This is a genomic window from Pseudohalioglobus lutimaris (assembly GCF_002866825.1).
In the GTDB taxonomy this organism is placed as follows: domain Bacteria; phylum Pseudomonadota; class Gammaproteobacteria; order Pseudomonadales; family Halieaceae; genus Halioglobus; species Halioglobus lutimaris.
On the sequence record NZ_PKUS01000039.1, the window covers coordinates 26,551 to 47,928 of the forward strand.

The 21,378-nt window shown below is 56.7% G+C and carries 26 protein-coding genes; 12 read left to right on the forward strand and 14 right to left on the reverse strand.

Going from position 1 to position 21,378, the window contains the following annotated elements; all coding sequences use genetic code 11:
• Positions 1-142: 142 nt before the first annotated feature.
• The 12 genes from C0039_RS18740 (at position 143) to C0039_RS18795 (ending at position 14,261) form a co-directional block, all read left to right on the forward strand.
• The gene (locus C0039_RS18740; RefSeq protein WP_101518959.1) at positions 143-1,087 is read left to right on the forward strand and encodes a PhoH family protein; all 945 of its coding nucleotides are present in this window, start codon (positions 143-145) and stop codon (positions 1,085-1,087) included.
• The gene (gene ybeY / locus C0039_RS18745) at positions 1,084-1,563 is read left to right on the forward strand and encodes an rRNA maturation RNase YbeY (protein WP_075998932.1); all 480 of its coding nucleotides are present in this window, start codon (positions 1,084-1,086) and stop codon (positions 1,561-1,563) included. The genes C0039_RS18740 and ybeY overlap by 4 nt, the downstream gene beginning before the upstream one ends.
• The gene (locus C0039_RS18750; protein ID WP_101518960.1) at positions 1,560-2,405 is read left to right on the forward strand and encodes an HlyC/CorC family transporter; all 846 of its coding nucleotides are present in this window, start codon (positions 1,560-1,562) and stop codon (positions 2,403-2,405) included. The genes ybeY and C0039_RS18750 overlap by 4 nt, the downstream gene beginning before the upstream one ends.
• A gap of 9 nt (positions 2,406-2,414) precedes the next feature.
• Complete coding sequence (gene lnt, locus C0039_RS18755) at positions 2,415-3,938, forward strand: apolipoprotein N-acyltransferase (RefSeq protein ID WP_101518961.1); 1,524 nt, start codon at positions 2,415-2,417, stop codon at positions 3,936-3,938.
• 128 nt (positions 3,939-4,066) lie between these two features.
• Complete coding sequence (leuS, locus tag C0039_RS18760; RefSeq protein WP_075998935.1) at positions 4,067-6,526, forward strand: leucine--tRNA ligase; 2,460 nt, start codon at positions 4,067-4,069, stop codon at positions 6,524-6,526.
• A 19-nt stretch (positions 6,527-6,545) separates the two neighbouring features.
• The gene (locus C0039_RS18765; RefSeq protein ID WP_075998936.1) at positions 6,546-7,064 is read left to right on the forward strand and encodes an LPS-assembly lipoprotein LptE; all 519 of its coding nucleotides are present in this window, start codon (positions 6,546-6,548) and stop codon (positions 7,062-7,064) included.
• A complete protein-coding gene (gene holA, locus C0039_RS18770) occupies positions 7,064-8,071 on the forward strand; it encodes a DNA polymerase III subunit delta (protein ID WP_075998937.1) in 1,008 nt (335 codons plus the stop codon). The genes C0039_RS18765 and holA overlap by 1 nt, the downstream gene beginning before the upstream one ends.
• A 173-nt stretch (positions 8,072-8,244) precedes the next feature.
• Positions 8,245-8,970 (forward strand): translesion DNA synthesis-associated protein ImuA, encoded by a 726-nt coding sequence (gene imuA, locus C0039_RS18775; RefSeq protein ID WP_075998938.1) that lies wholly within the window; start codon positions 8,245-8,247, stop codon positions 8,968-8,970.
• Between the two features lie 241 nt (positions 8,971-9,211).
• A complete protein-coding gene (locus C0039_RS18780; RefSeq protein ID WP_101518962.1) occupies positions 9,212-11,368 on the forward strand; it encodes an ExeA family protein in 2,157 nt (718 codons plus the stop codon).
• 179 nt (positions 11,369-11,547) lie between these two features.
• Positions 11,548-11,760, forward strand: a complete 213-nt coding sequence (locus tag C0039_RS18785; RefSeq protein ID WP_075998940.1) for a DUF2788 domain-containing protein — start codon at positions 11,548-11,550, stop codon at positions 11,758-11,760.
• A 164-nt stretch (positions 11,761-11,924) separates the two neighbouring features.
• Positions 11,925-13,349: a Y-family DNA polymerase gene (locus tag C0039_RS18790; protein WP_101518963.1), complete on the forward strand. Its 1,425-nt coding sequence runs from the start codon at positions 11,925-11,927 to the stop codon at positions 13,347-13,349.
• Positions 13,350-13,448: 99 nt separating this feature from the next.
• Positions 13,449-14,261 carry a universal stress protein gene (locus tag C0039_RS18795; protein WP_101518964.1) on the forward strand — a complete coding sequence of 271 codons (813 nt, stop codon included), beginning with the start codon at positions 13,449-13,451 and terminating at the stop codon, positions 14,259-14,261.
• Between the two features lie 43 nt (positions 14,262-14,304).
• Here the strand turns inward: C0039_RS18795 and C0039_RS18800 are convergent, their stop codons facing one another.
• The 14 genes from C0039_RS18800 to C0039_RS18870 all read right to left on the reverse strand — a co-directional run bounded on the left by C0039_RS18800 (position 14,305) and on the right by C0039_RS18870 (position 21,355).
• Positions 14,305-14,640: a zinc ribbon domain-containing protein YjdM gene (locus C0039_RS18800; protein ID WP_101518965.1), complete on the reverse strand. Its 336-nt coding sequence runs from the start codon at positions 14,638-14,640 to the stop codon at positions 14,305-14,307.
• 14 nt (positions 14,641-14,654) lie between these two features.
• Positions 14,655-14,984, reverse strand: a complete 330-nt coding sequence (locus C0039_RS18805; protein ID WP_075998943.1) for a putative signal transducing protein — start codon at positions 14,982-14,984, stop codon at positions 14,655-14,657.
• An 83-nt stretch (positions 14,985-15,067) separates the two neighbouring features.
• Positions 15,068-15,316: a hypothetical protein gene (locus C0039_RS18810; protein ID WP_075998944.1), complete on the reverse strand. Its 249-nt coding sequence runs from the start codon at positions 15,314-15,316 to the stop codon at positions 15,068-15,070.
• A 131-nt stretch (positions 15,317-15,447) separates the two neighbouring features.
• Positions 15,448-15,711, reverse strand: a complete 264-nt coding sequence (locus C0039_RS18815) for a YidH family protein (RefSeq protein WP_075998945.1) — start codon at positions 15,709-15,711, stop codon at positions 15,448-15,450.
• 90 nt (positions 15,712-15,801) lie between these two features.
• Positions 15,802-16,011, reverse strand: a complete 210-nt coding sequence (locus C0039_RS18820) for a cold-shock protein (RefSeq protein ID WP_075998946.1) — start codon at positions 16,009-16,011, stop codon at positions 15,802-15,804.
• A 267-nt stretch (positions 16,012-16,278) separates the two neighbouring features.
• Entirely contained in the window at positions 16,279-16,797 is a 519-nt protein-coding gene (locus C0039_RS18825) for a lipocalin family protein (protein WP_075998947.1), read from the reverse strand.
• A gap of 153 nt (positions 16,798-16,950) precedes the next feature.
• The gene (locus tag C0039_RS18830; RefSeq protein ID WP_075998948.1) at positions 16,951-17,358 is read right to left on the reverse strand and encodes a DCC1-like thiol-disulfide oxidoreductase family protein; all 408 of its coding nucleotides are present in this window, start codon (positions 17,356-17,358) and stop codon (positions 16,951-16,953) included.
• 73 nt (positions 17,359-17,431) lie between these two features.
• A complete protein-coding gene (locus C0039_RS18835; RefSeq protein WP_075998949.1) occupies positions 17,432-17,794 on the reverse strand; it encodes a VOC family protein in 363 nt (120 codons plus the stop codon).
• A 397-nt stretch (positions 17,795-18,191) separates the two neighbouring features.
• Complete coding sequence (locus C0039_RS18845; protein WP_075998950.1) at positions 18,192-18,755, reverse strand: GNAT family N-acetyltransferase; 564 nt, start codon at positions 18,753-18,755, stop codon at positions 18,192-18,194.
• Between the two features lie 218 nt (positions 18,756-18,973).
• The gene (locus C0039_RS18850) at positions 18,974-19,477 is read right to left on the reverse strand and encodes a nuclear transport factor 2 family protein (protein ID WP_101518966.1); all 504 of its coding nucleotides are present in this window, start codon (positions 19,475-19,477) and stop codon (positions 18,974-18,976) included.
• Between the two features lie 11 nt (positions 19,478-19,488).
• On the reverse strand, positions 19,489-19,908 hold the full coding sequence (locus C0039_RS18855; RefSeq protein WP_101518967.1) for a GNAT family acetyltransferase: 420 nt from the start codon (positions 19,906-19,908) through the stop codon (positions 19,489-19,491).
• A 163-nt stretch (positions 19,909-20,071) separates the two neighbouring features.
• Complete coding sequence (locus C0039_RS18860) at positions 20,072-20,380, reverse strand: DUF1272 domain-containing protein (protein WP_075998953.1); 309 nt, start codon at positions 20,378-20,380, stop codon at positions 20,072-20,074.
• A gap of 99 nt (positions 20,381-20,479) precedes the next feature.
• Positions 20,480-20,878: a hypothetical protein gene (locus C0039_RS18865; protein WP_101518968.1), complete on the reverse strand. Its 399-nt coding sequence runs from the start codon at positions 20,876-20,878 to the stop codon at positions 20,480-20,482.
• A gap of 87 nt (positions 20,879-20,965) precedes the next feature.
• Entirely contained in the window at positions 20,966-21,355 is a 390-nt protein-coding gene (locus tag C0039_RS18870) for a GFA family protein (RefSeq protein WP_101518969.1), read from the reverse strand.
• Between the last annotated feature and the right edge of the window lie 23 nt (positions 21,356-21,378).

Below are 21,378 nucleotides of genomic sequence, written 5' to 3' on the forward strand. Positions count from 1 at the left end.
CCAAATCCCGTATATCCTTTAAACTCATTACTCTTGCCTGGGTGGGCCCAATAATCAATTGAACAACGAATCCTCAACGTCGCAGCAGCCGACATCCCAAGACACGCTTTCCCTGGAACCTAATGACGCACGTCATCTGGCCATGCTATGTGGCCAGTTGGATACCCATTTGCGCCAGATTGAACAGCGCCTGGGCATCCATATCAATAATCGTGGCAACCAGTTCCAGCTGAGCGGTCCCGCGGTGAATATCGCCGCTGGCAAAGATTTACTCATACACCTCTATGCTGAGGTCTGTCAGGGCGTAGGATTGAGCCCTGAGTCACTGCATTTGCAACTGCAGCAGGCAGGGCTGGAGCAGCTGGCCGAGGTCGGTGAAGGTGACGCACCCGTAGAGGCAATCCAGGTAATTCGCACCAAGCGCGCCTCGGTGAAGCCGCGCGGCAAGAACCAGCAGGGCTATGTGCGCGCGATCAAGCTCAATGACATCAACTTCGGTATTGGCCCGGCGGGCACGGGCAAGACGTTCCTTGCTGTGGCCTGCGCTGTAGAGGCACTGATGGAAGAGCGGGTGCGGCGCATTTTACTGGTGCGCCCGGCCGTGGAAGCGGGCGAGAAACTGGGTTTCCTGCCCGGTGACCTCAGCCAGAAGATCGACCCCTACCTGCGACCACTCTACGATGCGCTCTACGAAATGCTGGGCTTCGAAACGGTGAATAAATATATTGAGCGCAACATTATCGAGGTCGCCCCCCTGGCATTCATGCGCGGACGTACCCTGAACAACGCTTTTATCATTCTCGATGAGGCACAAAATACCACGCGTGAACAAATGAAGATGTTTCTCACGCGAATTGGTTTCGGCTCCACTGCAGTGATTACCGGTGACGCCACCCAGATCGACCTGCCCCGCGGGACCCAGTCCGGGCTCACCCACGCCAGCAGCATTCTCGAGGGCGTTGAGGGGATTGGCTTTACCTTTTTTGCCAACAAGGACGTAGTCCGCCATCCGCTGGTGCAGCGCATTGTCACTGCCTACGACGCCCACGAGGCAAAGACGACCTCGCTGGACAAGAGCAAACCGTGAACGTTCAGGTAGACGTCCAGTCGGCCACGGCCGAGCCCTGCCCCGATGAGGAAGACATACGACGCTGGATCTGTGCTGCCCTGTCCGGCCGCCATAATGCCGATACCGAGATTAGTTTGCGCATTGTTGATACCGAGGAAATGACCGCGCTCAACAGAAACTATCGCGGGAAGGACGGGCCTACCAACGTTCTCAGCTTCCCTTCAGACCTTCCCGAAGAGCTGGCACTGCCGCTGCTGGGCGACATCGTCATCTGTGCGCCTGTGGTGCGTGCCGAGGCCGAACAACAAGGCAAACCCCTGCGCGCGCACTGGGCGCACATGATGGTGCACGGTACCTTGCACCTGCTGGGATATGACCACGTCGAGGACGACGAGGCCGGAATCATGGAGAACCTGGAAACCAGGGTTCTTGCCTCCCTCAACATCCCCTGCCCCTACTCGGGCAACACCACCAAGGAGCATGCGCGAGCATGAACGATGACCAATCCGGCAGTGAAGCTGGTGACAAGTCCTGGCTGGACAAAATAGGCCAGCTATTCTCCAGCGAGCCGCGCAATCGCGATGACCTGTTGGACGTGCTGACTGTTGCTGCCGAAAACGAGGTGATAGACGAGGACGCCCACAGCATCATGGAAGGCGCCATGCAAGTCGCCGACATGCAGGCCAGGGATATCATGATCCCTCGCGCGCAGATGGTCGTCATCAAGGCGGAGTGCTCACTGGAGGAGATCCTGCCGCAGATCACCCGCTCCGCGCACTCCCGCTACCCGGTGGTGGGAGAAAACCCGGACGACATACTCGGGATCCTGCTGGCCAAAGACCTGTTACCGCAGATTCTCAATAAAGATCACAGCGACTTCAAAATCGTCTCTCTGCTGCGCCCGACAGTGGTGGTTCCCGAGAGCAAACGCCTGAACGTGCTGCTACGGGAGTTCCGTGAGAACCGCAACCACATGGCTATCGTTATCGATGAGTACGGCGGTGTCGCCGGGCTGGTCACCATCGAGGACGTGCTCGAGGAAATTGTCGGCGAGATCGAGGATGAAACCGACGCAGAGGCCGATCGCTTTATCCGCAGAATTTCTGACGAGGACTACTTCATCAAGGCGTTGACTCCGATTGACGACTTCAATGAGTACTTCAAGACAGCGTTCCCGGACGAGGAATTCGACACCATAGGCGGTCTCGTCATGCAGGCCCTGGGCCACATGCCGACTCGCAATGAAGTGGCCGTCATCGATTCATTTGAGTTCAAGGTCATCAATGCCGATCAGCGCAAGATCCACAGCCTGCGCATGCGTCCACTGGAGAACTGAGCCGCGCCCATGGCCATCAGCCAGCGCGCTTTGAAGCTGTCTTTACCACAGGTACTATTGCTAGGCCCCTGCAGCGGCGCACTGGTCACCCTCTCACTGGCGCCATTTGATATCTGGCCTGCAGGTATTCTCAGCTGCACCCTGCTGGCCTGGTTGCTGAGCACCTGTGATACAGGCCAGGCCCTGTGGCGCGGATGGTTGTATGGCCTGGGGCTTTTTGGCAGTGGCGTGTCCTGGGTTTATGTCAGCATCCATGTGCATGGCTATGCCCCGGTTCCACTGGCCGCCTTGCTGACAATTCTGTTCTGCGCGGGACTGGCCATTTTCACCGCGCTGTTTGCATGGAGCTATGTGCGCCTGGTCCGCCCTCTGCCAGGCGGCATGCTGGTGGGCTTTCCCCTTCTATGGGTATTGTTCGAGTGGCTGCGCAGCTGGCTTTTCACCGGCTTCCCCTGGTTAATGCTGGGCTATGCCCACGTGGACACCTGGATCGCCGGCTGGGCACCCATACTCGGGGTGTATGGCCTTTCTTTCATCTGTGCGCTCAGCGGCAGCTGCCTGTTTCTCGCCTGGCGCAGCAGACAAGCCGCCGCCGTCACCACCTATGCCGTGGTCATAGGCATTCTCTGGATCGGCGGCAGCATTCTCCAGCCCACTCAATGGGTGGCCCCCGCCAACGACCAGCCATTGAGCGTGGCGGTATATCAGCCCAACGTGCCTCAGGAACAGAAGTGGGATCGACGCTATTACTACCCTATTCTGGAGCAACTGGAAGCCGCCAGCATGCCGCTGATGGGTGCCGACATCCTGGTCTGGCCGGAAGCCGCCGTCCCCAACTACTACCAGAACGCCCGCCCGTTCATCGACGCTGTCGCCGCCAATGCGGGCATGGTAGAGACCACACTCATTACCGGCATTCCCTTCCGCCCGGAGGGCGGTGAGCAATATCACAACAGTATTGTCGCCCTGGGCCAGGGATCGGGCGTCTACCATAAGCAGCGCCTGGTGCCGTTTGGTGAGTATGTACCGCTGGAGAACCTGCTGCGCGGGGTAATCGCTTTTTTCGACCTGCCGATGTCAGCATTCACCCGCGGCCCGGCCGACCAGGCGCCCTTACAGGCCGGGGCCTTCCGCCTGGCGCCTTTCATCTGCTACGAGATTGTCTACCCTGATCTGGTCGCCCGTAGCGCGCGCAATGCCGATCTGCTGGTTACCATCAGCAACGACAGTTGGTTCGGTGACTCAATTGGACCTTTGCAGCACCTGCAGATGGCACAGATGCGCGCGCTGGAGAACGGCCGCTACCTGATCCGCGGTACCAATAACGGGGTGTCGGCGATCATTGATCACCAGGGGCAGATCGTTACCGCCAGCGAGCGCTTTGTCGAAACCAGCCTGCTGGGAGAGGTAGAGACAATGCTGGGCAATACGCCCTTCAGTAGCTTTGGCTCCACCCCCGTCATCCTTGGCTGCGGTATCGGGCTGGCCCTGATGTACCTCATCTTTCTGGGGCTGTGGCGCGACAGTGACTGACTTTGCCGCACCATAGCTGTCTCAGGGCAACGCGGCATGTTACGCCGCAACGCTTAGCGGGCCAGGGCTTTTGCTGGTAGAATCCGCGCTTCTTTTTTTCACCCATATCAGGATCGAGCCTAGCCGCGATGGATCAGCAATACGACCCCAAGACACTGGAGCAAAACGCCCAGGCCCACTGGCTGGCAAATAACAGCTTCGCCGTGCAACAGGATGACAGCAGGGAGAAATTCTACTGCCTGGCCATGTTTCCCTACCCCAGTGGCAAGCTGCACATGGGCCACGTGCGCAACTACACCATCGCCGATGTGATAGCTCGCTACCAGCGCATGCAGGGCAAGAATGTACTGCAACCCATGGGTTGGGATGCCTTCGGCCTGCCGGCGGAAAATGCCGCCATCAAAAATAATGTCCCGCCGGCAACATGGACGGCGCAGAACATCGACTATATGCGCAAGCAATTGCGTGAGCTGGGGTTCGCCTACGACTGGGACCGAGAGATCGCCACCTGTGACCCTGACTACTACCGCTGGGAACAATGGTTCTTCACCCGCCTCTTTGAAAAAGGCCTGGCCTACAAGAAAAAGGCCGAGGTGAACTGGTGTGAAACTGACCAGACCGTGCTCGCCAATGAGCAGGTGGTAGACGGTTGCTGCTGGCGTTGTGACAATCCGGTTGAACGCCGCGAGATCGACCAGTGGTTCATCAAGATCACCGACTACGCTGAGCAGCTGTTAACCGACCTGGACGGCCTGGACCAATGGCCTGAACAGGTGCGCACGATGCAGCGCAACTGGATTGGTCGCTCCGAAGGCGTCGAACTGGACTTCGACTACAACGGCCAGCCATTAAGCGTCTATACCACGCGACCCGACACGCTGATGGGCGCCACCTATTTGGCAGTTGCACCACAGCACCCCCTGGCACAGGCAGCGGCTGAGAATATTCCTGAGCTGGCAGCCTTTGTAGAAGCCCAGAGTAATATCAAGGTCGCTGAAGCCGACATGGCTACCATGGAAAAGCTGGGTATGGCCACGGGTCTCGCTGCGACACACCCGCTGACCGGAGAGCAGGTCCCGATCTGGGTCGCCAACTTCGTGTTGATGAGTTATGGCTCCGGTGCAGTGATGTCTGTCCCTGCCCACGATGAGCGTGATCACGCTTTCGCCACCAAATACGGCCTGCCGATAGTACAGGTAGTGGCCAGGACCGATGATAACCACGTCTACAGCAGTCACACCTGGCAGGACTGGTACGCCGATAAAACCGAAACCGTGACCATCAATTCAGGTGAATTCGACGGACTGGATTTCGAAGCCGCCTTCAACGCCATTGCCGACCGGCTGGAAAGCCAGGGCAAAGGCATGCGCAAGGTCAACTATCGCTTGCGCGACTGGGGCGTTTCACGCCAGCGCTACTGGGGTGCACCCATCCCCATTATCAACTGTGACAGCTGTGGCGCTGTGCCGGTACCGGCCGAAGACCTGCCGGTGGTGCTGCCTACTGACGTTGCTTTCGACGGCGTGGGCTCGCCCATCAAGCAAATGCCGGAGTTTTACCAGACCAGCTGCCCCACCTGTGGCGGGGAAGCAGTGCGCGAGACTGATACTTTCGACACATTTATGGAATCTTCCTGGTACTACGCGCGTTATGGCTGTGCCAACAACAACCGGGCCATGCTTGATGGCGAGGCAGATTACTGGACGCCGGTCGATCAGTACGTGGGCGGTATCGAGCACGCCATTCTTCACCTGCTCTACTCGCGTTTCTATCACAAACTGATGCGCGACGAAGGCCTTATCAACTCCGACGAGCCCTTCACCCGCCTGCTCACCCAGGGCATGGTACTGAAGGATGGCGCCAAGATGTCCAAGTCCAAGGGCAATACAGTTGACCCACAGGCGCTGATCGACCGCTACGGTGCCGATACGGTGCGCCTGTTCTCCATGTTCGCGGCACCGCCGGAGCAGTCACTGGAATGGTCAGACTCCGGCGTAGAGGGCGCCAATCGCTTTCTCCGCCGCCTGTGGAAACTGGTCAGCGAGCACCTGGCAGCGGCCCCGGCTCCGGCACTGGACGCAGACGCCCTGAACGAGCAGCAGAAAAACACTCGCCGCAAGACCCATGAAACCATCGCCAAGGTCGGTGACGACTATGGTCGCCGACAGACCTTCAATACCGCCATCGCCGCGGTGATGGAGCTTTGTAATGAGTTGGGCAAGCTGGACGCCAGCGAACAGAGCCGCGCGGTGATGGCCGAGGCGCTGCGTGCGGTAGTGCTCATGCTGAATCCCATCGTGCCCCATGCCTGTCACGCTCTCTGGCCTGCACTGGGAGGCGAAGGCGACGTGCTCAATGCCGCCTGGCCCTGCGTTGACGAACGCGCGCTGGCCCGTGACAGCATTGAGATGGTGGTGCAGGTCAATGGTAAGGTACGCGCCAAGATGCAGGTCGATGCCACGGCCGACAAGGCCACTGCAGAGGCCGCTGCGCTTGAGCAGGAGAATGTTCGGCGCTTCCTGGAAGGCGTTACCGTGCGCAAGGTGATTGTAGTGCCGGGCAAATTGGTTAATATTGTTGCCAACTGACCTCACCGGGATACTTATCATGCAGCGGCGCCTCGCCACAGTTTTTCTCCTGCTCGGCGCAACCCTGCTGTTGTCTGCCTGTGGCTTTCAACTGCGCGGGACCGGTGATATTGCTGTTTCCGACCAGTGGCGCTCCATGTACCTGGTCAGCAGTAACCCCAACAGCGAGTTCAGCCGGGAAGTTAAAACCCGCTTCGCCGCCAATGGGGTCGAGTGGCAGGAAGACAAAGCCAACGCCAACTTTCAGCTGGTACTGGGCCCGGAGCGCTTCAGCCAGCGCAACCTGTCGCTCAACGCGGAGGCCCGCGCAGCAGAATTTGAGCTCACCATGCGTTCCACCTTCTCGGTGCGCGATAACTCCGGCAAGGAAACCATGAGCGACACCACTGGCTCTGTGGTCAAGCAAATGGAAAACGACCCCAGCAACGTGGTGGGCAAGGCTGAGGAAATCCGCATACTCAAGTCGGAGATGCGCGGCGAACTCGCCCAGCAGATATTGCGCCGTATTGCCTTTTTTGCCGCTAGTCAGGAAGGCTGATGCGTCTCTATCCGGAGAAACTCGCCGGACAGCTCAAACAACAACTACTGCCGGTTTACCTGGTCAGTGGCGACGAACCGCTGCTGGTACAGGAGTGCTGTGACCTGGTGCGACAGGCCGCGCGCGATGCCGGCTGCACGGACCGGGAAGTGATCGAAGCCGGCGCACCCGGGTTCAAATGGGCCGACATTATTGCCAGCGCCTCCAGTATGTCTTTGTTCGCCGAGCGCAAGCTGGTGGAATTGCGCATTCCCAGCGGGAAGCCGGGGGCAGAGGGCAGTAAGGCACTACTGGAATATCTCGATATCAGCGCCAGTGGCGAGGACATACTGCTGATTGTCGCCGGTAAGATCGACAAACAATCGACCAACAGCAAGTGGTACAAAGCGCTGGATAATGCGGGGGCAACGCTGCAGATCTGGCCGATTGAAGCCAAAGACCTGCCGCGCTGGTTACAGCAGCGGGTACGCGCCGCCGGCATGGGTATTGATAACGACGCCCTGCAACTGCTTTGTGATCGAGTCGAAGGCAACCTGCTGGCCGCCGTGCAGGAGGTCGAAAAGCTGAAACTACTGGCCGCTAATGGGCAGGTCAGCGCCGAAACGGTGACCCGCTCCGTGTCCAATAACGCCCGCTATAACCTGTTCGACATGACTGACCATGCGCTTCGCGGCGATGCGACAGCCAGTCTGAAAATGCTGCACGGTCTGCGCAGTGAAGGGACAGAACCCACGGTTGCGCTATGGGCATTGCTGCGAGAGATACGGACTCTGCATCAAGCCCGGGCAGCCGTTGATAAGGGGCAGAGCCAGCAACAGGCCCTGGGCGCGCTGCGCGTGTGGAAAAATCGCATGGGACTGATGCAGTCAGCACTGTCCCGACACAACACAGCCTCTCTTATTGGCCTGCTGGACCAGGCCACCCGCGTGGATGGCAGCATCAAGGGCTATGCCGGCGGCAGGCCCTGGGACAACCTGGATGCCCTGGTGGTGGCCCTGGCCCGGTGATCCGGGCTCCCGGCGCATTAGCACGGGAACCCGGGACCTCAATTACCTGTCGCCTTTTAAGACATATCCTGTTTTTGTCAATTAATACCCCCGCCAGCTACCTTGCATTCTGCCTATTACGCAACTACTGTATATAAAACCAGTGTTCAAACATACAGTTAACGGTGGCAGATATGAACGAAGCACTACAGCAGGTCATCAACCGGAGTGATACCTGGCAGGGGCCCTTCTCCAACCATAGGCTCTGCTCCAACAGCGACCGGCACGGACAGGGAGACATACTGCATAGCGGCTACAGCACCCTTGATGCCCAGTTGCACAGCGGTGGCTGGCCACGGGGCAGCGGCATCGAGGTGCTCAGCGACGGCTGCGGCCTGGGTTCAATGGGCTTGTTCCTGCCCGCCATGGAAAAGCTTAGCGCAGAGGGGCGTTGGCAGGTGTTCATCGCCCCGCCCTTCACTCCCTATGCACCACTGCTCAAGGCCAGGGGCATAGATACGGAACAAGTGCTGCTGGTGCATCCGAAAAGTCGTGAGGACCTGCTCTGGGCTACCGAGCAGGCATTGCGCAGCACCACCTCCAGTGCGGTATTCAGTTGGCTGGGAGCACATAACTACAGCTATACGGAGTTACGTAAGCTGCAATTGGCCGCCAGCGCGAGTGATAGCCTGTCAGTATTGTTCCGTCCGCTTGATGCCGCTCGCAATCATGCACCCGCCAGCCTGCGCCTGCAGATGCGCGAATATCGCAGGGTGCATATCCTCAAACAGCGTGGTGGCAACCAGGGCCTGGATGTTGACCTGCCGCCAGCAGAAGACGTACCGGAGCACCCCCAGCTGTGGGAAGTTCCCGTATGGCAGGAGAGCCCGCAAGCGCAATCAGCATTTTCCTTCGCCTGACCCGGTCCGCCCCCGGGCACCTTGTAGCACTGCATCACCCTGAGAGCCATATCACATTCGCGCCCGGCTTTATCTCCGGGGGCGGAGATTTTGTGGCCGTAACCAGCAATCCACTATAAAACGGTGTACCAGCCCCAACCATTATAAGAGCACCTACTAGCGCACTGAAGGGAATAATCGGTATGATTCGCTGACCGGCGAGAAACCCTCTCGACCCCGGAACCAGTAACCACTCCCGATTATGGACAATACCATTTACGGTTTTAACCACAACCCATTCGCGACAAGCCCGGGGCCACGCTCCGTGTTCCCCCATGAAGCCTATCGCGGTGCGCGCAGCTCGCTGGAATATGCGCTGATGGACGGCACCGGCATGGTGGTGATTGCCGGTGAGCAGGGAACCGGAAAACATACGCTGATCAAGGACTTGCTGTCGCGATACCCGCTGAATGATCTGGAAGTAGGACAATGCTCAGCCGCAGACGATAACCACGGTGAACTGCTGAGCCAGGTCGCATCTGCATTTGGTATCCGGTTATCCAAACAGGATGATGACCATGCGATTCCTGCCTTGAAACAATACCTCGATAAGAAGCACGCTGAAAAAAAGAAGGCGTTGCTGGTCATTCAAAATGCAGACAACCTGGACATCGAAGACCTGGAAAAGCTAAGAGCGGTCAAATCCAGAGACGACCACTCCTCTGCCGCGCTGCGCATATATCTCCTGGGTCTCCCTGGTATACAACAACTGATCAATGACTTTACTGATAAACACCCCCAGGGAGACGCTGTAACCCATATCCACCTCGGGCCTATGCACAGGGCAGAGGAGACGCGGGCATATATCGAGCAACACCTGAGAGATGCCGGTTGGGAGGGACGCCCGGAGTTGGCCGATGACGCCCTGTCACTGTTGCACAGTTGTAGCCGGGGCATCCCTGGCACCATCGACCCTATCTGTTTTCGCCTGTTGGAGAACGGCAATAGCGCAGGTAAAACCCGGCTGGATGCAGCGGACGTTGAGCGCGCTGCTGAGCAGGTCGGCTCCGGCTCCGTCATTGACGCCGCTATAGAGAGTGCTGACAGCGTCGCGAACAGCAGTGAGGAAGAACACGAGGAAGGCCCCGCAAAGCAAACAACACCCGCACCACCGCCACCTGCACCTCGCAAACGCAGGCGCAAACGTAAAAAGCCACGGCCAGCCGCCGTGGCAGCTCCCGTCGAAAAAACCGAAAATGATCCGCCATTCACTATTGAACCGGTCGATTTGACAGGCATCAGGCCCGAACCGGACATTGATATGGTGGAGCGACAGCATGCTCCGGTGACAAAGCCTCGTACACGGAAGCCTGAGCACAAGGGAGGGCGCTGGGGTGGAATGCTGCTAGTGGTGCTATTTATCGTTCTTGTGATTGTCGCCGGGGCTTACTGGGACCTCAGCAATGCGCGCCGATTGATGCAAATAGAGCCCATCGCGGAAGCCCTGCATGCGCTTGGTATCGTTTCCCTGTTACCCCAGGCAGGCGATCCGCCAATGGCAGTGCATGCTGATGCGCACACTTTGAACCGCAACTCGCTCAACACGATGACGCCTGACACTGGCGAGACCTTCTCCTCGCCGACTGAAGATTCAATGCCTGCGCAGTCCCTTCCGGTGCAGCAGCAGGAAGCTCTCTCTGCCAGCCAACCCCCAGAAGCCGATACGGGAGAACGCGTAAAGCGTGACGAAGTACTGGCCATAGCCAACAGAGAAGGGGACGCTGCCGGGCAACAAACCTCCCTTCCCGCATCGTCCTCAGTGCAAAGTGACACAGCAGGCCAACTGGAGTCTGAGCAACCAGACGGATTAACCCCTGATATCAGTGACCCGGGGCCTGCAAACCTGGGCACAGGTATAGATACAGAAGAGGCGCGGGCAGAGCCAGGGGAACCTACCGGGCCGCGAATAACATTGCTGCTACCCACCGGCTCCTCCCAACGCTTCATCGATCTGGCGCTCAAAAACAGGGGTCGCGGTTTGATCATCACCCCGGAATTGGGCACCGCGCTACAACCCTACGCTGACAGACTACTGTGGCAACGTGACGGCACACTCCAGGTCATACCCAAGGGTCTCAATACCCTGACTGGCGAATATGCTCCTCTGGAGTTGCAGGAATCCGTCGATGGAATCGCATTCGTGATCAGGAACTTTCGCGGCGTTGGCCTGTTGATTCGCCAGACTGCCGGCGGCATGGCGCAACAACGCCTGCCCTCATCTGCTTTAGAACTGGTAGAGTCCCGGTTGCGCAACAAGGAATTTGCCATGCGTGAAGTCCCATTGGTAAAAGCGCTCTCCGCGAACACGATCGCTGGGGAGCCCGCACCGCTATACCTTCTGGTAGTACCACACCGCTAACCCTTTGTTTTGAATAGTTACCGGCGCGCCAATCCCGGCCCGGCAGCTCTCCCTGGACCTGACACCCCTTCGCCTCACAGCATCATGGCGCTGCGTCATGCAGCAGACATCCTGCTACCTGCAAACTGATATAATCGCCCTCCCTGAGTTGAGGCCGGACGTCGGCCGCGGAGAGAAATGTGGACGCGTGGCTGACCGATTACGGCGTCACCATCGGTGTCGGTGCACTGATCCTGTTTATGATCTTTATTGTCTGGGACCTGGCCAGACGCAGTAATGCCGGCAAGTTTGGCACCATGATCCTCTATATAGGCCTGGCCATGGGTATCTTTGGCTTTCTGATAAAATTCATTATTACCTATCTGCTGGAAAATGCAGCCGGCGGAGGCTGACCTCCGCCTGCTCAATCAGTCCGCGCGATTAAGCGACACGCGGCATTCACCCCGATAGACATTTGTTCAGGCTTCACCAATACTGTATATATGTACAGTATTGGTGAATTTAAACTGGGCTCATTGCCCCCTGGATATTACAGGCAGCCGGCAGGGTGCATGTTATGAGCCTGTGGCTGTGTCTGCGCTTTCACCAATTACCACTGCAGTGCCTGAACCGTTCAGAAGAGCTGGCAGTGGCAATACTGGTAAAGCAACGGGTATTGCGCGCCAATGATTATGCCGCTGGCCTGGGTATACGCGAGGGGATGGGAGCGGGCACCGTGCGCGCCCTGCTCGACAACGAGGCAGTACAACTACTGGAACGCGACACCACTGCCGAGGCTCAATGCCTGCAGCAACTGTGTTGCTGGGCCTACAGCATTACCCCATCCCTGCACCCATACAGGGAAGACTGCCTGCAACTGGAAATTGGTAGTTGCCTGAGCCTGTTTCGGGGACTGCACAGGCTGCTGGCAGAAGTGCGCGTCGGCATAAGCAATCGCGGTTTCCGGGTGGAATATGGGCTGGCAGAGACACCCGGGGCTGCCTGGCTGCTATCTTTCAGTGACACAGACCAGGTTGCAGACTACCAGAATCCACTCCGTGACCGCCTGGCACCGCTCCCCCTGAGCCTGCTCACAGAGCATGTTACGGCTGTTGATTCACTGCGCCGGGCCGGACTGCATACCTTCGGCTGCCTTTTTGCCCTGCCCCCTGCCGCCCTGGCGCGGCGCTGCGGAGCCGGGTTCACTGAGTTTTTACAACAGGTGCTCGGGCAGCAGGCAGATCTGCGACCGGATTACCAGCCGCCGGTAAACTTCAGCGACGAGTACTGGTTTGGCTACGAGGTGCGTGTCAACGACGAACTGCTGCCCGCGGTGCAGCTATTGCTGCAGTCAATGTGCCGGTTTCTGCGCAACACACAGTTACAAACGACAGAGATTCACTGGCAGCTGGTAGGCATTGACCACTCGCTGCGCGAAATCTGTGTGCGCAGCACATCCGGGCACAGCCACTGGGAGAATTGGTATCAGCTTACCCTTATCCGCTTTGACCAACTGGAGCTGAAAACCGGGGTGGAAGGCCTTAACCTGGCCTGCCACCAACTGCATAGCGGTCAATTGGAAAATATCGATTTGTTCAGCCCCCGCACGCAGCGCGAGCCGCTTTCCGGATTGCTGGACAGGCTGCGCAATCGACTGGGGTTACAAGCTGTGGAAAAAGTCGGCACTCGCAGCGAACACCTGCCGGAACTGGCCCTGCATATATGCCAGGACAATCCCGCCAATGAAAACGGTGGCCAACTGCACAACCAGCGTCCATTCTGGCTGATGCCGGCCCCCCAGGCCCTTGACAGAAAACAGGGTCGACTGCGCTGGCAGGGCAAATTAGAACTGGTTTATGGTCCGGAACGTATAGAAGATAACTGGTGGCAGCAGGCTGTCAGTCGCGATTACTACATCGCCAGAGGAGATGGGGGGCAACACTACTGGGTATTTCGCGACAGGCTTGACACTGGCTGGTACATTCACGGCATTTTTGCATAACCTTTGCACCAGCTGGCCGCACAGCACGATATTAGGGTGCTAATTCTAATTCACTAGCGGAAAATGGCACTGTAGGCCGACGAAAAGGTTTTGGAGCTAATGGAACTAAACAAATTTCTGGTCGTTCACGACCCTACTCGCGAAGCACAACCAGCGCTTGAGCGAGCTGCACTCATTGCCGGTGAAATCGGTGCCAGCCTGCATCTGTTCGGCTGCATTCATGGCGACGTTTCCGGCCCGGACCGCGGGGCCGAAGAGGTCAAGCGGCTGCTAGGCGAACACCGGGCGAAGCTGGATGCACTCCTCGCACCTATTGCCGCGAACGGCATTATCACCAGTTCAGAAGTTGAGTGGGACAAAGGCTGGCATCACGCCGTGGTGCGTGCCGCCGCGCGAAATCATGCGGACATGGTCTTCAAATCCTCGTTTCGTCACAGCGTCGGTCAACGCCTTCTCAAATCAACTTCCGACTGGACACTCATCAGGGAATGCCTCTGTCCAGTTTTGCTGATCAAGGATACTGCGCCACCAGCGACGCCGAGAATACTCGCGGGCATCGACATCAGCGTCAGAACCGCGCCTTACGAGAAACTGAATGAACAGATCCTGGCCTTCAGCCGTCGACTGGTAGAGAGCGAGAAGGCGGAAGTACACGTGGTGAATGCCTTTCCCGACTTCAGACTGAAACCGGACCGCAAGAAGCTGATTGAGCTGTCTGGCCTGGCCAGCGATCGCGTACATATCAAGCTGGGGGAGCCTGACAAGGTAATTGTGAGTGAAGCCAAAAGGCTGGATGCCAGCCTGGTCATCGTCGGTAACTCCCACCGCTCTGGCCTCGCCGCATTGTTGCACGGCAATACGGCAGAAAAGATTCTCGACAAGCTGGACTGCAACGTTCTGGCTATGCCCTGAGTCAATGTCGAGTGATCACTGGCGGCGCGTGGGCGCCGCCGGATCAGGCTTTTTTCACAAACTGGGACTTCAGTTTCATCGCGCCAATACCATCGATCTTACAGTCGATGTCGTGATCGCCCTCTACCAGGCGAATATTCTTTACCCTGGTGCCGACCTTGACCACGGAAGATGAGCCTTTAACCTTCAGGTCCTTGATCACGGTAACAGTGTCCCCGTCAGCGAGAGCGTTGCCGTTGGCGTCAGTGACCGCTGCCTCCTCGACCACCTCTTCCGCGTTCCGGGACCACTCATGACCACACTCAGGGCAAACGTACTGATTCCTGTCTTCGTAAGTGTACTCCGAGGCGCACTCTGGGCAGTTTGGCAGGTCACTCATGGTTTCATCTCTGTTCAGTCTGTTGGCGAAACGGGCTCCGGAGGACGATCTTTACGACATTGCCAGCAAAAATCAAATGCTGCATCGTTCGCTTCACCGCAAGCACTACACTGCCAGGGCGGCGCGTCCTTGTCACTCAGCGCCGATGCCAGCACCGCGCAGGCCGGGCCATAATCTTTATCTTCCAGTACCCACAACTGGGGCCATGCCTCAAACGCCGGCAGTTCACCCACAGCGCTGACCGCATGCTCATTACGCATGATGACCTCAAACCCCTGGGCTTCGAGCAAGTTGCGTGCATTGCCTACGAGAAAGCGATTGTCGCTGGTGTACACCAATTTCATTAACTATCCCCTGGCCTCGAGTAAACATACCGGAAGCGGACGGAGCTCAGGCGCACAAGCTCCCCTGAAATAGCGAATGCAGCCTACTTCAATTCCCGGCGATAGTAGTGACAGCCCTGGGCGCGAAACGCCTTTTCCAACTCGCGCCTGGAGCGCTTCCAGCTATCCATCTCACTGCCTTTACCGCCTTTACGACGCAACTGGTCATAATGCTCAATTTTGTCCTTCAGCTTCTGGCACTGCTGCAAAGCAGGTTCCGCCGCCCAACCCATAGACGCGACACCAACCAGCACCACACTGCCAATAAGCCTTTGCCTGCGTAACCTCATCATAGCCGCACCTCCCTGTGCTGACGATGAGTCTAGCTGCAGAGGGATACGATGTTAACGGTCATATGCAGTCAGTTGCGTGATCACAAGCTGCGACGGAAGCGCGGAGGTCACTTGCCAGGCTTGTCCCGACGCTAGTGGCCTCCACCTGCTTTCGCTTCACCACGCAGTTCCTTCTGCACAGAGCGAAAACGAACGACACCAATAACAAGCACTGCAAACCCGAGGACCGCCAGCACCCAGGCCACCGCGAGATAGGAGTGTACAGCGGAGAAAAACTGAAAAAGGACAGCCGCCCCGGCGATCAGTGACAGCGATGTCCGCACATAGGCCAGAAAAGTTCGCTCATTCGCCAGCCGGGTTCTTTCCAGCGCGAGCCGGTCACGGTTCGTCTCCATGGTGAATATCCTTCGGTATAGAGAGCACTCAGAATAGCAAAAAAAAAGGCAGGCCCGTGAGGGCCTGCCTTTTTCGCAGAGTTGTCGCGCTTATACGGCTACGATGTTCTCAGCTTGAGGACCTTTCTGGCCCTGAGTCACTGTGAACTCAACTGCCTGGCCTTCGGCCAGAGTCTTGAAGCCAGAACCGGAAATGGCGCTGAAGTGGGCAAATACGTCCGGGCCGGACTCTTGCTCAATAAAACCAAAACCTTTTGACTCGTTGAACCACTTAACGGTTCCTTTTACTGTGTTAGACATAATCATATCCTGAGTGTCGATAAGTATAATGGCCCCAAAGGACCGGCATTGCTTGGAAATATAGACTTAAACTTAAAAACTACAGGACGAAGTATTACGAGTAAAACAGCGAACGGGTTTGTAAAGATTAGGCTTCTTTCTAGCAGATGAGGATCTTATCCGGCTTTTCACCTTATGTCGAGCACTAGTTTTAGCTCTGTTGCTGACAAATCAGGGGGCCTGTGCCGGGCTTAAAAAAGCAATACATCGGGGCAGAGCCTGGCCAGTCTATTCGCCATGATCAACGAGGATGAGCGCACCGGTATCAAAGCCGGCCTTGCCCGCCTGCTCAAGAAAGCGGTCCATTACTGCCTCGTCCACCACCGGTGTTCGCGACAAAAACCACAGGTAGGAATGATCGGGGCCGGATACAAAAGCGTGCTGGTAGCCTTCCTTGTCGAGGCCAAATACCACATAGGACCCGTAAAACGGCCCAAAGAAGGAGACCTTCAAATAAGCCGTGTCAGGCTGCTCTACAAAATACGCTTTACCTACGGCCTCTTTCCATTCGCCCGTTTGCGGCAGGTAGCCCCGGTTAACCACCGACACACCGCCATTTTCCTGCAAGGTATAGTCGGCTGTAACGTTGGTCATTCCACGCTCAAAGCGGTGGTCCAACCTCGCTATTTCGTACCACTTACCCATGTAGCGCTGTGCCTCAAAGCCTGTCACTGGCCGAACCTGCTCCGGCATACCCAGGCATGCGGATAACAGCATCAGCGAAAACACCAGCATTGCATTTCTCATAGCTCAAACTCCCCTGGGCTCTGCCGCCTTGAGCACACAAGGCGCGGCAGGCCATAGTCCAGAATAACACCTGTTGGGCCTGCACAAGCGAGACAAATACCGGTCACGAAAAATACGCCCGGAGCGGGCGCTTAGCCCAGGCAGTGACACAAACTAGAAGCGTTCATTGTTGCCGGACTCCAGATTATTGATTTTCGATACACCGAGAAAGTGGAGTAGGAAATGACGACATAACTTGAGGACTGGATAGAGCATTCTGGAGACGGCGGCCGACCTGAAAACCCAATAGTTGAATCGGTTGAACCAACCAGATCGCGTGCCCAACAACGCCAGGGCGTTAATAGCATCTGCCCCATCGTAAAACTCACTATTAACGATGAGCACCATACCCTGATCGATATCCAGGCCCCTGTCCGTAACTTGTTTCATCACCTCACTCGGCTGGCGGGCATCAACAAGCGTCAATTCGCCTACTGACTCCCTGAGACGTACAAGCGTGCAATAGTAAGCGCAGGCAGGGCACTGTGTGTCGTAGACAAGAAGCACCTCCCGGGCACTCATAAGCCGCACTGCCTGCGCTCCACCTGTAAACGGACTCCTTGTGGCGTTTTCACTCTCTGTGCATGCAGGCTGATTACTTCGGCTGCCACAACTCGACGGGATTTCCCTCGGGGTCGTGCAGTCTTGCGAACCTGCCGTTAGGGTAGACCTCCTCATCAATGACGACATCAATCCCGGCCGACTGCAGTTGGGCAACCATGGCCGCCAGGTCACTCACCCTGAAGTTGATCATCCAACTCTGTGCCTCGTCACCAAAGTAGCCTGTATTCATCTCAAACGGAGCGAATACCGTGGGCCCCTCTGCCTGCAGCCAGGGTGACTGATCATAACTAGAGGGCACAGTGGAGACCCCCAGGTGCCTCTCGTACCACAACGAGAGCTTCTCAGGATCTTTTGCCCTGAAAAAAACACCGCCGATTCCCGTTACCTTCTCCATATCAGATCCTCCCGACCTGGTAGAGCACTATCCAGTGCCCACCAGCGTTGTGTTTACTATTCTCTATGGAGCTTTGATGCGCGTTCATTACCATGCTTGAAGTGTCCTGTAAGCTTCGCCATCTCAAGCTGGGCGGCGTCCGCGTCCAGCACACCAATGCGGTTAACAAAGCGACTCGACTTTGCGCCGCGCAACGTCATCACCACCCTGCCCCTGTAAGAGATTTGAGCCAGCCCACTTTTGGTTAGCCTGTATGCAAACGGAGCCTCCAGGTATAAATCTTCACGCGACACGATATTCAAACCTTTGGCCTATCAATGAATCTACTTCGAGTACTTTTTTCATTTCCAGTTCCTTCGCAAAGCAAGCTGCTGTTGCGCATAGCTGAGGCGCCATATCAGGGGGTATCCGCGAATGCTGGGAGCTCTGAGGCGAGCAATCCGTAGACATTGACGCTGTAGGGGCCGCTTTCCGCCAACCAGCGCTCCCTGCGGCAACCTTCGAGGCTAAACCCCAACGAAGCCAGCAGCGCGTTTGAAGCCGTATTCTCCGGGTTCACTTCTGCCTCCACCCGCCGAATACCAGACTCACCCATGAGCTGTCGCAAGAGTGCGTTTAGGGCTTCCCTGGCATAGCCGCGTCGCCAGTAGCTGCGGGCCAGTACGTACCCGATCTCCAGGCGGCTGCTCCCCTCATCATAATTGAACAACAAGACGCTACCGATGACCTTGCCGTCCTCCGGGTGATGAATGACAAATTGTTTTGCGGTACCGGTCGACATACGCTCTTCCATCCTGACCCACCACGCCTGGGCATCTTTTTCTGATTCCCACGTTGGATAGGGCAGGAAGCGAGTCACTTCAGAATCACCATTCACCTGCATCAGGTCCGTAAGATCGCTCTTGAGAATAGGCCGCAGGGTCAGATGCGCTGAGTGTACCAATTGCAACGGGATAGACATGATTAAACCGCCCCTGTAAAAGACCTTTGAAAAACCCTGGGCAGCTCAATCCCCACGCAAGAGGCTACATTACGAAATGCGCTGCGCCGACTCACTGGTCACTATCCGACGACAGTGAAGACACCGCCATGGACCAGGCCCCTGGCGATGCAGACTCGTGGACACCAACGCCACTGCATCGCCAGACACGTCACCGAGATCGGCCATTCGACGCCGTGTCATGGACGGTGGGACCCACCCGCTAGAAAGGCATAAGAGGGATCAGAGCTGTCGCGTGCTGACACCTGGTTAATATAGCCACGACTGAGTTCATGAACAGTCTGCATATCAAGGATATGTTCACGATGATCTATCGCCCAGTTTCCCTGCTGCTTTGACCACCGGTCCAGGTACCTTCCCCTGCCAACTATTTCCTGCTGAATCCCTTCTGAATCGGGAAGCGTCCAGAGAGCGACCGTGACGTAGGTCTCGCTGCTGGCCGTATCACCGTCGACAACGATCAGGTGATTACCAATTTGGTGGAAGTGCCTTTCCATACCGGCGTGAGCTTCCCAGACCCAGTCTACGAAACCACGCCCGCTGCCCTCGTAGATATCATGATACAGCGCGGTTCCCTCCTTATGCCAGGTTGCGTAAGCCAGTGCTTTGTCCATGCGGTCGAGTCCGCGACAGTATCCGCAGAGCACCTCGTATATGCGCGCCTTATCCAGCGTGATATCCATAATTCTTCTCGCTATGAGTCGTACTCCAGCCGCTTACCCAGGCTGACCACGTCGTCTTTGAGGTAAACAACAGCCTTGTAGAAGGCGATAACTTCACTATTCTTCGAGCGAATCTGCAGATTGATCTTGGGGCAGCCCTTTTCATGAATCCGTTGCTCAACAGCCTTCATGAGAGCCTGGCCAATACCTTTTCGCCGCTCGGAAGGCTTTACCGCAAGGTAGTTTATCCAGCCCCTATGACCTTCGTAACCACCCATCACAGTTGCGACAATTCCGCCATCGCTCACACCCACCAGAAAGAGATCACGACCCACCTGTAGCTTGCGCTGTATATCCCTGAGCGGACTATTCTGCGGGGCAATCAGGCCGCACTCATCCCAGAGCGCAATGACGGCTGACTCATCGGCTTCCGTGTAAGCGCGCACCTGCATGACCCTACTCCTACTTTCTCAATGGCTGTCCGAGGTCATGCTCTGGGTCACCTGTAGCGCCCGCGGCTACCCGTAGCAAGGCCATCTACCTCACCGCTTTCAGTTCGTTCTATCCATTGCGATGCAAGCTCTTCACAGCGCAAAGACTCTTTGCTATCACACCCTACCTCGCGTTGGGCAACACCTGCTTTACCGATGACGAGAATGCCCTGTGCTGTTCTACATCCACAGGTTTGAAAACCACCACGCCCGATGCCGGGTGCTTACCCAAATAATTGTCATTGCGTAAGTTCCTGGCCGGCCGCACTGGCCTGTGACAGAAACCACCGCCACAGTTCGGGCATACGTTCTCCAGAACCGTATCCACACAGTGCTTACAAAACGTACACTCGTAGCTGCATATCATCGCATCGGTAGAGCTGGGTGGTAACGCGATATTGCAATTCTCGCAGGTGGGCCTGATTTCCAGCATATTTACTTGTCTCGCTTTTTACCTGATGGCCACATCAGCAGTCACACGGTACACGTATGCGCCAATTGACGGGAACGACCCGACCCGGGTCAATGCAGGTTATTTACGTACTTTATAGACAAGGTATGGCAGAAACGTAATCCACACAAGAAGCAATAGCCAAACCCGGCCAGACATTAGATCGTAGTCCCGAAACAATAACGACCAGGCATGACCGGCAACATAATGCCCAAAAAGAAACTCGAAGCACAATGTCAGCGCCAACCAGGTAAAGCCTATTGCGATAGCTTCTCCGGGAGAACCCGGTATCACCCGTTTCGAAAGAACCAACACTGACACGCCAAAAATAGCGCCGGCAATGGCTGTTGAGAGTTGGTGGGCATAGAGCTCTGGAATTTTCTGCCCGTAGGTTGCCTCGCGCAGAACACCGTTGCCGATTGCCAGGGCCATCAGCACCAGCCAGAACAGCAAATAGGCCCAGTAAGCAGGTCTGGTCATACTACACCCAGAGCAACGATACAGCCTGGACATCCCGAATAAACGCCAGTTGCACATTGTGAGCCGCAAGGGCCAGCAACCCCCGGTTTAGAACCAGTAGTCTGAGACACACCGGCCATCTCCGGGTAAGTCTTTAAAACTATCGAGACCGTCAAAGTGATCAATGGGGACCTCGCCAACCGCTTCTGGCTCGGTAAGCCTTAAGTTGACGGCGATCCTGCGACGTCCATGCTCATCGGGCTCCTTTGCTCGCCAGTAGGCGACGCAGCCACAACGGGGACAAAAGTGAAACTCTATGGATTCACCGCGCACGTAGGCTCGAGTGGGTCCAGAGACAGAAATACCCTCATTTTCAAAGTCGTATGCCCAAAGCACGCCATAACGACGACACACGGTGCAGTTACACGCGGTCGCCCGTTCCGGAACACCGCTGAAGCGCCAGTGAACCGCACCACAATGACAGGAACCTTCGATCATCTCAATCTCTCCAGTATTCGATA

Excerpts from the sequence above, each read along its gene's own strand:
- C0039_RS18740 (WP_101518959.1), top strand. The coding sequence starts at position 143 with ATGCTATGTGGCCAGTTGGATACCCATTTGCGCCAGATTGAACAGCGC.
- C0039_RS18750 (WP_101518960.1), top strand. The coding sequence starts at position 1,560 with ATGAACGATGACCAATCCGGCAGTGAAGCTGGTGACAAGTCCTGGCTG.
- lnt (WP_101518961.1), top strand. The coding sequence starts at position 2,415 with ATGGCCATCAGCCAGCGCGCTTTGAAGCTGTCTTTACCACAGGTACTA.
- leuS (WP_075998935.1), top strand. The coding sequence starts at position 4,067 with ATGGATCAGCAATACGACCCCAAGACACTGGAGCAAAACGCCCAGGCC.
- C0039_RS18765 (WP_075998936.1), top strand. The coding sequence starts at position 6,546 with ATGCAGCGGCGCCTCGCCACAGTTTTTCTCCTGCTCGGCGCAACCCTG.
- holA (WP_075998937.1), top strand. The coding sequence starts at position 7,064 with ATGCGTCTCTATCCGGAGAAACTCGCCGGACAGCTCAAACAACAACTA.
- imuA (WP_075998938.1), top strand. The coding sequence starts at position 8,245 with ATGAACGAAGCACTACAGCAGGTCATCAACCGGAGTGATACCTGGCAG.
- C0039_RS18780 (WP_101518962.1), top strand. The coding sequence starts at position 9,212 with ATGGACAATACCATTTACGGTTTTAACCACAACCCATTCGCGACAAGC.
- C0039_RS18790 (WP_101518963.1), top strand. The coding sequence starts at position 11,925 with ATGAGCCTGTGGCTGTGTCTGCGCTTTCACCAATTACCACTGCAGTGC.
- C0039_RS18795 (WP_101518964.1), top strand. The coding sequence starts at position 13,449 with ATGGAACTAAACAAATTTCTGGTCGTTCACGACCCTACTCGCGAAGCA.
- C0039_RS18800 (WP_101518965.1), bottom strand. The coding sequence starts at position 14,640 with ATGAGTGACCTGCCAAACTGCCCAGAGTGCGCCTCGGAGTACACTTAC.
- C0039_RS18805 (WP_075998943.1), bottom strand. The coding sequence starts at position 14,984 with ATGAAATTGGTGTACACCAGCGACAATCGCTTTCTCGTAGGCAATGCA.
- C0039_RS18810 (WP_075998944.1), bottom strand. The coding sequence starts at position 15,316 with ATGATGAGGTTACGCAGGCAAAGGCTTATTGGCAGTGTGGTGCTGGTT.
- C0039_RS18815 (WP_075998945.1), bottom strand. The coding sequence starts at position 15,711 with ATGGAGACGAACCGTGACCGGCTCGCGCTGGAAAGAACCCGGCTGGCG.
- C0039_RS18820 (WP_075998946.1), bottom strand. The coding sequence starts at position 16,011 with ATGTCTAACACAGTAAAAGGAACCGTTAAGTGGTTCAACGAGTCAAAA.
- C0039_RS18825 (WP_075998947.1), bottom strand. The coding sequence starts at position 16,797 with ATGAGAAATGCAATGCTGGTGTTTTCGCTGATGCTGTTATCCGCATGC.
- C0039_RS18830 (WP_075998948.1), bottom strand. The coding sequence starts at position 17,358 with ATGAGTGCCCGGGAGGTGCTTCTTGTCTACGACACACAGTGCCCTGCC.
- C0039_RS18835 (WP_075998949.1), bottom strand. The coding sequence starts at position 17,794 with ATGGAGAAGGTAACGGGAATCGGCGGTGTTTTTTTCAGGGCAAAAGAT.
- C0039_RS18845 (WP_075998950.1), bottom strand. The coding sequence starts at position 18,755 with ATGTCTATCCCGTTGCAATTGGTACACTCAGCGCATCTGACCCTGCGG.
- C0039_RS18850 (WP_101518966.1), bottom strand. The coding sequence starts at position 19,477 with ATGGATATCACGCTGGATAAGGCGCGCATATACGAGGTGCTCTGCGGA.
- C0039_RS18855 (WP_101518967.1), bottom strand. The coding sequence starts at position 19,908 with ATGCAGGTGCGCGCTTACACGGAAGCCGATGAGTCAGCCGTCATTGCG.
- C0039_RS18860 (WP_075998953.1), bottom strand. The coding sequence starts at position 20,380 with ATGCTGGAAATCAGGCCCACCTGCGAGAATTGCAATATCGCGTTACCA.
- C0039_RS18865 (WP_101518968.1), bottom strand. The coding sequence starts at position 20,878 with ATGACCAGACCTGCTTACTGGGCCTATTTGCTGTTCTGGCTGGTGCTG.
- C0039_RS18870 (WP_101518969.1), bottom strand. The coding sequence starts at position 21,355 with ATGATCGAAGGTTCCTGTCATTGTGGTGCGGTTCACTGGCGCTTCAGC.